Origin of the sequence: Paraburkholderia sejongensis (assembly GCF_020880815.1) — a bacterium.
Taxonomy (GTDB): domain Bacteria; phylum Pseudomonadota; class Gammaproteobacteria; order Burkholderiales; family Burkholderiaceae; genus Paraburkholderia; species Paraburkholderia sejongensis.
Window position 1 is genome coordinate 165508 of the sequence record NZ_JAJITD010000006.1, and the last position, 14244, is coordinate 179751.

Sequence of the window (14244 nt, forward strand, 5' to 3'; positions counted from 1 at the left end):
AGTGGGGCTGCGACGATTCTAGCGCGTGCCGGCCGCAACCCGCGCGCGGGCCTACATCGTCCCTAGCACCGCCGCCGCCGCGATCGAGCCGACCACCAGCACCACGCCGACCGTCTTGCGCTTGTTCAACTCGGTCCACAACAACACGCCGGTCAACGACAGCAGAATCAGACTGCCCGCCAGCGTATCGATCAGCAGCACCCAACCGACGCTGAGACCAACGCCTTTATGCAGATTCGTCAGCATCGCGAGAAAGGTGTTCGCGCTGCGCTTGACGGTCACATAGTTATTGCCGACCCAGTACTCGATCGACGTGTTCTCCTTCGGCGTCGCGAACGTCATTTGCCAGTGCTCCGGCTGCACGATGCTGCGCTCGCCCCACGCCACCGGACGCGCGGGCTCCTGCTGCATCCGCCCCGGCTTGCCGGCAAGTTTCAATTCCTGCTTCAGCCATTGCCCGAGCTCACGCGGCGTTTGCGGCGCCGGTTGCGGCAGCGGCACCTGCATCGTCGCCACTTGCGGCGTACCGGTCGAAACCTTCAGCGGGCCGGCGCGATGATTGAGAAAAAACCCGGTAGTGCCGAACAGCAGACCGAGCGCGGCACCCCACAGCCCGACCCAGCCATGCACTTTGCGCAGCCATTTGATGAACGTCGCGCGGCGCGAGCGCTGCTGACGCGCTTTCAGTTCGTCGCCGGCGAGGCGCTGCCGGTCGTGATTGCCCGGTTTGCCGGGTTTGCCGGCCGCGGGCGGTTGAATTTCGATGAGGTCCGAATCGCTCAAGTTTCGCTCCAGCTACGCAACAGATTGTGATAACAGCCGACGAGACTGCGGCGCGCGGTGTCGTCGGCCTGGGTGGCATTGAGCCGTTGAATCGCGGTGTCCATATCGAACAGCAGCGCGCGCTGCGTATCGCTGCGCACGAGGCTTTGCACCCAGAAAAAGCTCGCCACGCGCGCGCCGCGCGTGACCGGCGTGACCTGATGCAGGCTGGTGGCCGGATAAACGATCATGTCGCCGGCCGGCAGCTTCACCTGCTGCACCCCGTAGGTGTCTTCGATCACGAGTTCGCCGCCGTCGTATTCGTCGGGCGCGCTCAGGAAAAGCGTCACCGACACATCGGTGCGCAGCTTCACGCCGTTCGGCAACACCCGCACCGCGCCGTCGACATGACTGCCGAACGTCATCCCGCCTTCGTAGCGATTGAACAGCGGCGGATAGACCTGATTGGGCAGCACCGCGCTGATGAACAGCGGATTGCGCTCGATCGCCGCGAGAATCACGTCGCCGAGTTCGCGCGCGACCGGCGTGTGTTCGGCGATCTGCTGGTTACGCTTGACGGGCGCGCCCTGATACCCGGCGGTCGCGCGGCCGTCGACCCACGCGTCGCCCGCGTGGTCGAGCCGCTTGCGCAGCGAGCGCACTTGCGCGGCGTCCAGTACGTTCGGAATGTGCAGCAACATGATGGGTCCTTCTCGTCAGCTTTTCGTAAACAAAACCGTAAGCCTAACGCATGCGCCGGGTGCACGACAAAAACGCGCGCGAGCCGCGCACCCGGGCGCGGATTAAAAACGGTAGTCGAAAGTAGCGAGTAGCGTGCGGCCGATGCCCGGCACCGAACGGCCGCCGTCCGACGGAATCAACGCGTCGTAGTAGTACTTGTTGGTCAGGTTCAGCAGGTTCAGACGCACGTCGAATTTCTTCGCGTGATACGCGGCGGTCGCGTCCCAACGCGTGTAGCCCGGCACCTTCACGTAGTTCGTGTTCGACGCGTAGCGCGGCGACATATAGATCGGACCGCCGCCGATTTCCCAGTGCGAGGTGATCGCATAAGTGGTCCAGAACGTCAGCGTGTTGCGCGGCGTGTTGGCCGGCGTATGGCCCTGGGTGCCGTCGGCCGCCTTCAGGATCGTCGCGTCCATGTACGTGTAGCCGCCGAAAACCTGCCACTTTTCGGTGATGTGACCGGTCACGCCCGCCTGGAAACCGTCCACGCGGATGTCGCCGGCCAGCGAGTATTCGGTCGGCGAAACCTGGGTGCGCGCGTTATCCATTTCCTGACGGAAAAATGCCGAGTTCAACGAAATATTGCCGCCGAACAGATCCCACTTGCCGCCCACTTCATACGACTTCGTCGATTCCGGCGCGAGGTTCTGCGTGAGATTGGTGACCGTCAGCGTTTCGAGCGACGGATTGAACGACGTGCCGTACGACACGTAGTACGACTGCCAGTCGGTCGGCTGGTAGATCACCCCCGCGCGCACGCTGGTGAAGTAGTTGGTCTGGCTTGCGTAAGCGGGCGCGCTGACCGTGTTGTGAATCTCCGCCGAGAAGCGATCCCAGCGCAGACCGCCGACGATCTTCCAGTGCGGCGTCAGCGTGACCGTGTCGTTCAGGTACGCGGCGATTTCGTTCGCGCTCGAGTCCGCGAAATTGCCGACCGTGGTCGTCACGTTCGCGGGCGTGCCGATGATCGGCGGATTGAGCATCGGCACGACCGGCAGGTTGTTACGCGTGTACGCCTGGTTCGTGTAGGTATCGCGGCCCACTTCGATACCGGCGATCAGGTCGTGCCTGATCGAGCCGGTATTGAATTTGTATTCGAGCATCGTGTCGTTGTAGATCGCGTGATTCTCGATCACGCGGTCGTGACTTTGCAGCTTGATGAAGAGCTGCGACGGCGACAGCGTCGTGAAGTTGCCGTTGGTGAGCGCGGTGCTCGACGACAGCGGTCCGGTCAGCACCGCTTGCGGCGCGGTTTCGCGCGCGTCGGTGGTCGAGTGCGAGATCTGCGTCTGGTTCGTCAGCGTCAGGTTCTCGGAGAACCGGTGCTTGATCGCCGCGTTGAAGATCTGCACGTCCTGAATCGTGCGGTCGCTGGTCAGCCCGTAAAAGGTGTTCTTCGGCACCGGCGAGGGCCGGCCGTTCAACGCCTGAATCCCGTAGTCGGGCATGTCGTTGTTACGCTGGATCAGTGCGGACAACGTAATTTCGGTCGGCGTGCCGATGCCGAAGCGCAGTTCCGGCGCGACGCCGAAGTCCTTGTTCTTCATCACGTCGCGCGTCGAACCGAGGCTTTGGCCGAACGCGTTCAGGCGGATCGCCGAGGTGTCGGTGAGCTTGTGGTTGACGTCGACGGTCGAGCGATAGCGGTCGTCGGTACCGATCATCCCGGTCACTTCGGCCGAGTCCTTCAGGTTCGCTTTCTTGCTGACCTGGTTGATCACGCCGCCGGTCGAGCCGCGGCCGAACAGCATCGACGACGGACCGTACAGCACTTCGAGCGATTCGAGATCGAAGGTGTCGCGGTAGTACTGGTTGCGGTCGCGGAAGCCGTCCAGATAGATGTCGTTCTGCGCGGTGAAGCCGCGCAGGTTGATGTTGTTGCCGATCTGGCCGCCTTCTGCCGCGCCGATCGTCACGCCCGGCGCGTTGCGCAGCGCGTCGGTAAACGACGTCGCGCCCTGCGACGACAGCAGGTCGCGATTGATCACGGTGACAGTCTGCGGAATGTCGCGCAGCGCGGTCGGCGTCTTCGCGCCCACCGTTGCACGCTCCGCCTGGAAGTCCTGCTGCACCGCCTGGGCCTGCACGCCGATGGTCGGCAGGGTCTGCGCGTCGGCGACCGGGGCGGTGCCAGGCGTTGCTGCCGGTTGTGATGCGCTTTGCGGCGCGGTCTGCGCGATGACCGGCGTCGCGAAAGGAACAGTGAAAGCTAGCGCGAGCGCTGCCGCCAGCGGCGTGTGATTGAGCATGGAAATCCCGTCGGAAATGCGCTTGCCTGATCCGCATATCCGAAGCGGATTTCATGACGAAGTCGCAAGTGGCTGGCTGGCCCTGCCCGGGATGAGCCCGGAGAAGACGGGATGGCTGGCTGTGTTTTAAATGAGAATCGCTATCATTCCACACGCATAAAACGGTATCAATCGCGCCGCGCGCTTACGTGACGTAAGCGATTTGTTTCAGTGTTTTACCGACGTAGGCTTAATGTAATTTTCATGCGCACCGCCACGTCTGATCATTACGCTACTGAAATGTTCGGCGCAGTTAATCCAATTAAATACAATGCGCTCTATCGATTTCACATTACAAATATTCTTTCAATTAAATAACGTTGACCGGTGGCGGTTGCGCACACGAAATTTCGACTCCGTTTATCCTTTTTACAACACTGCGGGTCCGCCGTCGGCGGGCAAGCGTTCCCATCCTCTTCTGGAGTCGATTTATGCAATACCGTCAATTCGGCCGTACCGGTCTGAGCGTTTCGCGTCTGTGTCTGGGCACCATGACCTTCGGGCTGCAAACCGAGGAAAACGCGTCGCATCGCATTCTCGACACCGCGGCGGACGCCGGCGTCAATTTCATCGACACCGCGAACGTCTATCCGCTCGGCGGCGGCGAGGATCTGGCCGGCCGCACCGAGGAGATCGTCGGCCGCTGGCTGAAGGGCAAGCGCGAGCGCTTCATCGTCGCGACCAAGGCGGTCGGCAAGATGGGGCCGGCCGCGTGGGACCAGGGCGCGTCGCGCAAACATCTGCTCGACGCGATCGATGCATCGCTGCGCCGCCTCGGCACCGATTATGTCGACCTGTACCAGTTGCATTCCGACGACCCGCACACCCCGCTCGACGAAACCCTCGAAGCGCTCGATACGATCGTGCGCTCGGGCAAGGCGCGCTATGTCGGCGTGTCGAACTTTCTCGCCTACCGGCTCGCGCGTGCGTTGGGACGCGCGGACGTGCTGCGCGTCGCGCGTTTCGTGTCGGTGCAGCCGCGCTACAACCTGCTGTTCCGGCAGATCGAACGCGAACTGCTGCCGCTCGCCGCCGAGGAACAGCTTGCGGTGATGCCGTATAACCCGCTCGCGGGCGGACTGCTGACCGGCAAGCACCGGCACGACGCGGCACCCGCCGAAGGACGTTTCACCGCGAGCGTCGGCAACGCGGGCGCGATGTATCAGCAGCGCTACTGGCACGAACGCGAGTTCGAAACCATCGAGCAATTGAAGGCGCTGGTCGCGCCGACCGGCGAATCGCTGACGAAAGTGTCGCTCGCGTGGGTGCTCGCAAATCCGTTGATCTCGTCGGCGATCATCGGCGCGAGCCGGGCCGAGCAGTTGAGCGATACGCTCGCGGCCGTGGATTACGTGCTCGACGATGCGCTGAAGACGCAGCTCGATGACGCGACCGTGCAATATCGGTGGGGGGATGCCGCGCGATAAGCGCGGCAGATTGACGGGCCGCGGCGGAGTCTGTCGGCGCACGCGGCGCGGCGGCTCGCCCCGACGCGACAAACCGCTGGCCTGAAGGCGAACGCGGCGGCGTGGACCAGGCTCGTCAGCCGCGCCGCTCAGCGCCCGTAGCGCAGCACCGTGCTCGTCGCCGCGAGCACATGCCCCTGAATCGCCTCGAACAGCGCGTCTTTCTTCAGACCGGCCGGCAATGCGCCGGGCGCGAGATCGAGCGCGAACACCTGCACCACGTAGTGATGCGGCACCTCGCCGACCGGCGGACACGGACCGTGATAGCCGGGACCGCCGGTCACGTTCAGGCCCGCCGCGCTGCCGGCCGGCGCGGCTTCTCCGGCGGCGAGCCCGGTGGCCGACGGCGCGATTCCGTAGACGACCCAGTGCACGACGCCGAGGCCCTTCGCGCCATCCGGATCGGAAATCGTCACCGCGAAACTTTTCGTGCCCGCCGGTGCGTTATGCCATTGCAGCGCCGGCGAGATGTTGCGGCCGCCGCAATTGTTCGCGCTTGCCGCGTGACTCGAATCGAGCGTACCGCCGTCGGCAAGACCCGGCGACGTCAGCGAAAACGCCTGTTGCGCGTAGGCCTGCGCGCTCGCGTACGCGAGCAGCGCGCAGGTGCCCACCGATAGCAGGCGGCGGGTGAGAGAGAGATTGAGGCGGGTCGTCATGGGGCGTCTCCGGGGCGGCATTGCATTCGATCACTGAACGAGCTTCGCGCTGCTAATCAACCGTCACTTCGGCTTGAACCGCCCGGTCTTTTCCGTTGCCTCCGGGAACTGCCGGGTCTCGCGCACCGACAGCGGATGCCACAGACGCGCGCCGCCCTCGATGCCGGCATCGTTCGACACGGTCGCCACGTGCGGCGGCAGCTCGAACTTCAGACGCGCCGCGTTGCCGCCGCCGATCCACAGCTTGTCGTAATTCACCAGCGCGTCCAGGATGCCGATCACCTTCTGCACGCGACGATTCCAGCGCTTGTTGCCGACCTTCTCGCGCGCCGCCTCGCCGATGTATTCGTCGTACGCGACGCCCTTCTTGCTGACCGGATGATGCGCGAGTTCCAGATGCGGCATCAGCTCGCCGTCGCGAAACATCGCGGTGCCCGCGCCGGTGCCGAGCGTCAGCACGAATTCGAGGCCGTGACCTTCGATCGCCGCGAAGCCCTGCATTTCCGCATCGTTGATCATCCGCACCGGCAGACCGCCGACGCGCTGCGCGAGTTGATCCGCGAGCGGAATGTCGTGCCAGCCTTCGACGCCGAAATGCGGCGCGGTGAGGATGCGATTGTCGCGCACCACGCCCGGAAAGCCGATCGAGATCATTGCCGGGGGTGCCTGCTCGATTAGCGGCGCGACCAGTTGCACGAGCGCGTCCACCAGTTGATCCGGCGTGCACGGATGCGGTGTCGCGACTCGCACGCGCTCTGTTTTCATCTTGCCGTCGGCGCCGATGATCGCGGCTTTCAGGCCGGTGCCGCCGACGTCGATCGCAAGGATGTTCTCGTTGGCCGTCGCGCTTAGCTTCAATGCGTCCTGCTTCGCTATGCGTTGTTTCGCTGCTGCCTGCCGTATTGGGCTCTTTTTCGCGGCGCTCTTCCTGACAGCGCTCTTCACAGCGCCCTTCTTCACTGCACTCTGTTTCACTGCGCTCGTCTTACGTGTAGTCACGGTGCCTCCCCGACTGTGCATGCTGCGGATGTGTACATACCGACCGTTTACTCCTGTGACTTCCTGACGGGCGCGCTCTGCTGCAGCGGCCGCCACGCACGCCCATCGCGTGCGAGCAGCGCATCGGCCTGCGCCGGTCCTTCGCTGCCCGCCGCATAACCGTGCACCGCCATCGCGCCGCCGTTTTTCGGATGCAGCACGTCGTCGACCGCGCACCAGCTCGTCTCGATGCTGTCCGCGCGCTGGAACAGCGTCGCGTCGCCGAGCATGCAGTCGTACAGCAGCGTTTCGTAGCCGACGTTCGCGTGCGCCGCGAAGAAGTCGTTGTAATCGAACGACGACTGCACCGCGCCGATCTGCATCACCGGCCCCGGTGTTTTCACATTGAAATCGAAGCTCGTCCCATGCGAAGGATCGATGCGCAAGGTCAGCACGTTCGGCGTCAGCGCATCGACCGGCGTATCGCGGAACAGCAGGAACGGCACCGGCTTCAACTGCACCGAAATTTCCGTGCGGCGCGCGGCGAGCCGCTTGCCGGTGCGCAAATAGAACGGCACGCCGGCCCAGCGCCAGTTCTCGACGAACACGCGCGCCGCCGCATAAGTTTCCGTCGTGCTGTTCGCGGCGACATCCGGCTCTTCCAGATAGCCGATTCCCGACGGCCCTTTCTGGTACTGACCGAACACCACGTCATCCGGCGTCAGCGGCTGGATCGCGTCGAACAGTTCGGCCTTTTTATTGCGCACCGCTTCGGCATCGAACGAATTGGGCGGTTCCATCGCGACCATCCCGAGCAGCTGGAACAGGTGGTTCGGCATCATGTCGCGAAACGCGCCGGTCTGCTCGTAGAAGCGCGCGCGCCCTTCCACGCCGATCGTTTCCGCCGCGGTGATCTGCACGCTGTCGATGTACTCGCGCCGCCAGATCGGCTCGAACAGCGCATTTGCGAAGCGCACCGCGAGAATGCTCTGCACGGTGTCCTTGCCGAGAAAGTGATCGATCCGATAAATCTGCGATTCGCTCGCGTACGACAGGATATGCGCGTTCAGATCGCGCGCCGACGCGAGGTCGGTGCCGAACGGTTTCTCGATCACCAGGCGGCGAAAGCCGCCGTTCGCGCCGTCGCCTTCTTTCAGCAGGCCGGCTTTGCCGAGCCGCTCGGAGATCGGTTTGAAAAAGCGCGCGCCGACCGCGAGGTAGAAGATCGCGTTGCTGCCGGGTTGCTGGTCGAGCCGCTGTTTGAGCTGCGTGAACACGTCGTCGGCTTCGAACTCGCCGGCCATGTATTCGAGGCGTTGCGCGACCCAGTTCCATGCGTTGTCGTCGAGCTTGCCGGCGTGGAAGGTGCTGGCTTTGTCGGCGGCGAACTGTTGCAGCGACTTGTGCAGTTCTTCGACCCACTCGCCCGTTTCGCGCGCGCCGTGATTGACGCCGATGATCTTCATGCGCTCGTCGAGCAGGCCGTCGACCGCGAGGTTGTAGAGCGCCGGCATCAGCAGACGCCGGGTCAGGTCGCCACCCGCGCCGAAGATCACCAGCGTGCATGGCGGCGCGGGCTTCTTGCCGGCCGCCGACGGCACCGCATCGTGCGGGCTTGCACTGACCTTGCAACTCGGCGTGCGCGCGGCGCCGGATTGAGTGGAAGGAGCGGAAGGGTTCGGTGTCGTCGACATGGAATTCACGGGTACCTTGGCAAGCCACTTCAATAGCGTGGCGATACGTGAAAGACCGCGCGCGCCGTCTCACAGTTCAATCGCTTTCGCATTCATCGCTATGCGCGGGCGCGGCGGTCGCACATAGCGAGGCATGCATGCGGGCGTACGCTATTTCGTCGTCGCGGCCGCGACAGGTTCAGCCGGTTGTGGCGATGCGGTTGCCGTCACCACGTCCGGTCCCGCCGGAATCGGCGCCCGCGCCTGCTCCTCGCCTGCCAACGGCACATTGCCCGACGCCGCCATCGCGCGCGGCTGCAACAGCAACGCGACGAGCCCGGTCCAGCCGGTCTGATGCGACGCTCCGACGCCGCGCCCGTTATCGCCATGAAAGTATTCGTGGAACAGGATCAGGTCCCGCGAACGCGGGTCCGCCTGCAACAGCGGATACCCGCCCATCACCGGCCGCTCGCCGTCCTTGTTCTTCAGAAACAGCGTGGTCGCGCGGCGCGCGAGTTCATCGGCGATTTCGCTCAGCGAGAACTTCTGCCCCGAGCCGGTCGGATATTCGACGCGAAACTCGTCGCCGTAATAGCGATGAAACTCGTATAGCGATTCGATCAGCAGATAGTTGACCGGCATCCACACCGGCCCGCGCCAGTTCGAATTGCCGCCGAACACGCGCGTATCGGATTCGGCCGGCAGGTACTTCACGCAGAAGCTGTTGCCGTCGTGCTGGAACACGAACGGCTGCTCGCGATGAAAACGCGACAACGCGCGCACGCCGTGGTCGGAAAGAAATTCGCTTTCGTCGAGCGCGCGCCGTAACAATGCCTTCATCCGATGCCCGCGCAGCAGCGACAGCAATAGCGCATTGCCCTTGCCGGGCTCGTTCCAGCGCGACACCAGTTTCGCGAGATCGGGCCGGTGTTCGAGGAACCACACGAGCCGCTCGCGAAGTCCGGGCAAATTGCCATGCAGACGCTCTTCGAGCACGTGCACCGCGAATAGCGGAATCAGTCCGACGACCGAGCGCACGCGCATCGGCAGACTGCTGCCGTCGGGCAGGCGCAGTTTGTCGTAGAAGAATTCGTCCTCGCTGTCCCACAGACCGGTATCGCAGCCGTCGTCGCAACTGACCGCCTCGGCGATATACAGGAAATGCTCGAAGAACTTCACGCCGATATCGACGAATACGTGATTCGCGTACGCGAGTTCGAGCGCGATGCGCATCAGATCGAGCGCATACGCGGCCATCCATGCGGTGCCGTCGGCCTGGTCGATATGGCCGCCGGTCGGCAGCGGCGACGAGCGATCGAAGATGCCGACGTTGTCGAGCCCGAGAAAACCGCCCTGAAAAATATTGTGGCCGTCGGCGTCCTTGCGGTTCACCCACCACGAGAAATTCAGCAGCAGTTTATGAAAAACCAGTTCGAGGAAATCGCGATCGGCCTTACCGGTCAGCGCGCGATCGATCTCGTACACGCGCCACGCGGCCCACGCATGCACCGGCGGATTCGCGTCGCCGAGCGCCCATTCGTATGCGGGAAGCTGGCCGTTCGGATGCTGATAGCGGTCTTTCACGAGCAGCAGCAGTTGCTTCTTCGCGAACGCGGGATCGATCAGCGCGAACGCGGCCGCATGAAACGCGAGGTCCCACGACGCGTACCACGGGTACTCCCACTTGTCCGGCATCGATACGATGTCCGCGTTGCACAGATGCCGCCAGTCCGCGTTGCGACCGCGCCTGCGCTCGGCGGGCGGCTTCGGCTGCAACGGGTCGCCGTCCATCCAGCGCTGCACGTCGTACTGGTAGTACTGCTTCGACCACAGCATCCCGCCGAGCGCCTGGCGTTGCACGAGACGCGCGTCGGGATCGGTGATCTCGTGCTGCAACGCGCCGTAGAATTCGTCGGCTTCGGCGATGCGGCGCGCGAACAGCGCATCGGCGTCGAACGGCGCATCGTCCACCGCCGATTGGGGGCGCCACCGCAGATAGATCACCGCGCGGCCATGCGGCGCGAGATCGAGCGCCGCGTGCGCGGCGGCCTTGGTGCCGGCGTCGCCGCGAATCGCGTTCGCGTCGCCGTGCACGAGGTAGTCGTTGAAGCCGTCCTTGAACGGGCCGGCGCCGTCCATATTGAACAGCCGCTTCACATTCGTGTCGTTTTCGCAGAACAGCCACGCGAGTTGCGGCGCATCGGGTGACCACGCATTGACGACAATCGGCTCGTGGCGGTGATGATGGCCGGTAAGGTGCGCCACCCCGTCGTGGCCGCTGCCCAGCGTGAGCTTCGGCTTGTCGTTGTTCTCTTTCCACGACCACGAGTTACGCGCCCAGATCTGCGGCAGCACGTCGAGCGACGCCGCTTCGTCCGCGCGATTTTCGATCGTCACGCGCATCACGATGTCGTCGGGCGAGTGCTTCGCGTATTCGATCTGCACGTCGAAATAGCGTGCATCGTCGAACACGCCGGTGTCGAGAATTTCGTACTCCGGCATATCGCCGCCGCGCCGCGCGTTTTCGTCGATCAGATCCTGATACGGATAGGCCGCGTGCGGGTACTTGTACAGCATCCGCATATACGAGTGGGTCGGCGTGCCGTCGAGATAGAAGTACAGCTCCTTCACGTCCTCGCCGTGATTGCCCTGCGAGTTCGTCAGCCCGAACAGACGCTCCTTGATGATCGGATCCTTACGGTTCCACAGCGCAAGCGACACGCACCAGTTGAGCCAGTCGTCGCAGAAACCGCCGATGCCGTCCTCGCCCCAGCGATACGCACGGCTGCGCGCGTGGTCGTGCGGGAACGAGTCCCATGCGGTGCCGTTCGCGCTGTAGTCCTCGCGCACGGTGCCCCACTGGCGTTCGCTCAGATACGGTCCCCAGCGCTGCCAGTGGCCGCAGTCGGCCGAATGCAGGCGGGAACCTTCGATGGTGGCAAGCAGATTGGCAGCGCGCAGCGGTGGCATAACAACGTCCTTGCAGCAGGCCTGGCGGTGGGACCCACATCGTAGCGCGGTTTACGCGCCGCCGCGCTCGAACCGGGCCAGCAGACTTTCGAGGCGCAGCAATTCGCCTAGCGACCACGCCTGAAACGGCGTGCCGGCGCTCGCGTGCGGCGGGTCACCGGCGGCGATCTCCGACAGATGATCGAGGCCCGCGTTATCGAGCTGCGCGTAGAGCGGCGCGAGAAAACGCGTGCGCGCTTGCGCGAGCTGGTCGGCGCCGGTGCCCTCGACCCGCAGCCACGCTTCGACGAACGGGCCGATCAGCCACACCCACACGGTGCCCTGGTGATAGGCGCCGTCGCGCGCGAGCGGTGGGCCGCCGTAATCGCCGCGATAGGCGGGGTCGGACGGCGCGAGCGAGCGCAGGCCGACGGGGGTCAGCAGTTGCGCTTCGACCTGGGCGAGCACCGCGCGCGCGGCCGCGCCTTCGAGCAGCGCAAACGGCAATCCGCCGATCGCGAAGATCTGGTTCGGGCGAATCGCGCGATCGACGGTGGCCGGCACGTGATCCACGTCGACATTGTCGAACAATGCCTGGGTGTCCGGATCGATGAAGCGCTGCCGGAACGCGAGCGTCGCGCGCTCGGCCGGTTCGCGCCACCTTGAATTCCACGCGGACGCGATACGCAGCGCGTTGATCCACAACGCCTGCACTTCGACCGGCTTGCCGATGCGCGGCGTGACCACCCAATCGCCGACTTTGGCGTCCATCCAGGTGAGCTGCACGCCGGGGGTGCCCGCTCGCAGCAGACCGTCGAACACGCAGACGCCTATGTTGAAGCGGGTGCCGTTCGTATAGCCGGTGAGGATCGCTTCGACGGCCTGCTGCAAGCGCGCGCGGGTGGCGTCGCTCGCATGGGGCGTCGCCAGATAGTCGTGCACCGCGACGACGAACCATAACGATGCGTCGACCGAGTTGTATTCGGGCGCGTCGCCGTAGTCGGGAAAACGGTTCGGCAGCATCCCGTCCGACAGCGTGTTCGACCACTCGAGCAGGATCGCTTCGGCGTCGTCGAGACGGTTCGATGCGATCAGCAGTCCGCGCATCGCGATGAAGGTGTCGCGGCCCCAGTCGGTGAACCACGGGAAACCGGCGAGGATCGTGCGGCCTTCGTTGCGCGTGACGACGTACGCATCGGCGGAGCGTTGCAGGCGGGAGCCGAGTGCGTTGCGGCGTTGCAGCTCCGCTTCCGCGAGGGTGGCGGCGTGAGCGGCGGTCGAAGTTTTCGCGTCGCCGTTGGCGTTGGCGTTGGCGTTGGCATCCGCGTTAGTCCTGGCGTTGCCCACAGCCGAAGCACTCAACACCATCACCGCTTCGCCGTCGGCGAGATCGAAGCTGAATACACCCGGCGCGGCGAGGTCCTCGCTGCAATCGAGGCCGCGTTCCTGTTCCCGCACGTAGCAGAAGTTGCGATACCAGTCCGGCGCGTGCGTGTACTCCCCGTTGGTCGCGACCCGCACGAGCGGCAGACCGCCGTACGGTTGCCAGCTCGCGCACGAGCGGTCGTCGTTGAGCGTCGGGTTGAAGTTGAACGCCGGGTTCTCGTGGTGCAGCGCGTGATAGTCGCGCCCCGACAGCAGCGGCCGGACCTTCAGCACCTGCGCGCCGGGACCACCGAGATGGCCGCCACCTTCGAGCCGCCAGCGCAACACCGTTTCGCCGCTCGTCTTGCCGACGAACACCTCGGCAGTCACTACCGTCCGCTCATCGAGCTGAACCCGCCACGTCGGCCACGGCGTCGTATCGAAGCTGACGAGGCTGCCGCGCAGATCCGGATAGATCACGTCGGGCCCATAGCGCTGCATGCTCAGCGGATAACGCCGCCCGTTCGCTTCGAGCCACGCTTCGACACCGTTGACCAGCACCATCCGGCCGCCCGGCGCACGCGTCGCGGCGAGCAGCAACGCGTGATAGCGGCGCGTGCGCAATATGCCGACCGTGCCCGACGCGAAGCCGCCGAAGCCGTCCGCCTCCAGCCATTCGTCTCCGAGTCGCGCGATCGCGAGCGGTGATTCGATTCGTGTCATATAAGCGTGCCGATGCGCAATCGTCATGCGCGAACCATAGCGCAAATGGCAATGGGGTGACCATTGTCCTTCCCGCGACTTTCGATTTTCTTTCGGAAAACCAACGATTTTCCGAAAGTTATGCTCCGCGCAAACGTTTCACATTAATTTCTCGAAAGGTAGCGAGACTGCATGCGCTTTCACCGAACCGGATGCAGACATGAGAAAAAACCCGTGCATCGTGAGCATCGCGTTGCTCGCGCTCGTCACGCTGGCCTTGAGCGGTTGCGGCGCCGACGACGCGCCGCCCGCGACCACCGCATCGACCGCGGCATCGACAACTGCGGCGGGCGCGAACGACAGCGCGCAGGCCGCGACGGCGACGCTCGCGCCCCCGGCCGCGGCGACCCTCGATGCTTCCGCGCCGCTCGCACGCAGCGCCGCCAACCTCGGCGCGAACAGCTTCGGCACTGCCACTGGCCCCGCGGCCAATCTCGCAGCAGCAGCCTCCGACCCGATCGCGCAAAACATGCAGGCCAATCTCGCGGCCGACAGCCAGCAGATCGCACCGGTGATGCGTTACGCGCCCGGTGACAGCGCGAGCAACTAGCCAGTCGTCCTTAACTAATCCAACCCATTCCGGCGTGCCAATGCGCGC

General features: G+C 64.5%; 10 protein-coding genes. 2 read left to right on the forward strand and 8 right to left on the reverse strand.

What is annotated here, in order from left to right; translation table 11 throughout:
• Positions 1–51 precede the first annotated feature (51 nt).
• The 3 genes from LJ656_RS13730 to LJ656_RS13740 all read right to left on the reverse strand — a co-directional run bounded on the left by LJ656_RS13730 (position 52) and on the right by LJ656_RS13740 (position 3755).
• Complete coding sequence (locus tag LJ656_RS13730; protein ID WP_230509953.1) at positions 52–783, reverse strand: PepSY-associated TM helix domain-containing protein; 732 nt, start codon at positions 781–783, stop codon at positions 52–54.
• A complete protein-coding gene (locus LJ656_RS13735) occupies positions 780–1463 on the reverse strand; it encodes a Fe2+-dependent dioxygenase (protein ID WP_230509954.1) in 684 nt (227 codons plus the stop codon). The genes LJ656_RS13730 and LJ656_RS13735 overlap by 4 nt, the downstream gene beginning before the upstream one ends.
• 102 nt (positions 1464–1565) lie before the next feature.
• On the reverse strand, positions 1566–3755 hold the full coding sequence (locus LJ656_RS13740) for a TonB-dependent receptor (RefSeq protein WP_230509955.1): 2190 nt from the start codon (positions 3753–3755) through the stop codon (positions 1566–1568).
• Between the two features lie 470 nt (positions 3756–4225).
• Between LJ656_RS13740 and LJ656_RS13745 the strand changes: the two genes are divergently transcribed.
• Positions 4226–5221 carry an aldo/keto reductase gene (locus LJ656_RS13745; RefSeq protein WP_230509956.1) on the forward strand — a complete coding sequence of 332 codons (996 nt, stop codon included), beginning with the start codon at positions 4226–4228 and terminating at the stop codon, positions 5219–5221.
• Positions 5222–5349: 128 nt separating this feature from the next.
• On the opposite strand, the gene LJ656_RS13750 is transcribed toward LJ656_RS13745, so the two are convergent.
• From LJ656_RS13750 to LJ656_RS13770, 5 genes are all read right to left on the reverse strand, one after another.
• A complete protein-coding gene (locus LJ656_RS13750) occupies positions 5350–5919 on the reverse strand; it encodes a YbhB/YbcL family Raf kinase inhibitor-like protein (protein WP_230509957.1) in 570 nt (189 codons plus the stop codon).
• Positions 5920–5982: 63 nt separating this feature from the next.
• Positions 5983–6777, reverse strand: a complete 795-nt coding sequence (locus tag LJ656_RS13755; RefSeq protein ID WP_329958874.1) for an ROK family protein — start codon at positions 6775–6777, stop codon at positions 5983–5985.
• Positions 6778–6965: 188 nt separating this feature from the next.
• The gene (gene zwf, locus LJ656_RS13760) at positions 6966–8591 is read right to left on the reverse strand and encodes a glucose-6-phosphate dehydrogenase (protein WP_230509958.1); all 1626 of its coding nucleotides are present in this window, start codon (positions 8589–8591) and stop codon (positions 6966–6968) included.
• Between the two features lie 150 nt (positions 8592–8741).
• Positions 8742–11540, reverse strand: a complete 2799-nt coding sequence (locus tag LJ656_RS13765) for an MGH1-like glycoside hydrolase domain-containing protein (RefSeq protein WP_230509959.1) — start codon at positions 11538–11540, stop codon at positions 8742–8744.
• 51 nt (positions 11541–11591) lie between these two features.
• Positions 11592–13607 (reverse strand): amylo-alpha-1,6-glucosidase, encoded by a 2016-nt coding sequence (locus tag LJ656_RS13770; protein WP_230509960.1) that lies wholly within the window; start codon positions 13605–13607, stop codon positions 11592–11594.
• A gap of 199 nt (positions 13608–13806) precedes the next feature.
• Between LJ656_RS13770 and LJ656_RS13775 the strand changes: the two genes are divergently transcribed.
• Positions 13807–14196: a hypothetical protein gene (locus LJ656_RS13775; RefSeq protein WP_230509961.1), complete on the forward strand. Its 390-nt coding sequence runs from the start codon at positions 13807–13809 to the stop codon at positions 14194–14196.
• The last annotated feature ends 48 nt before the right edge of the window (positions 14197–14244 follow it).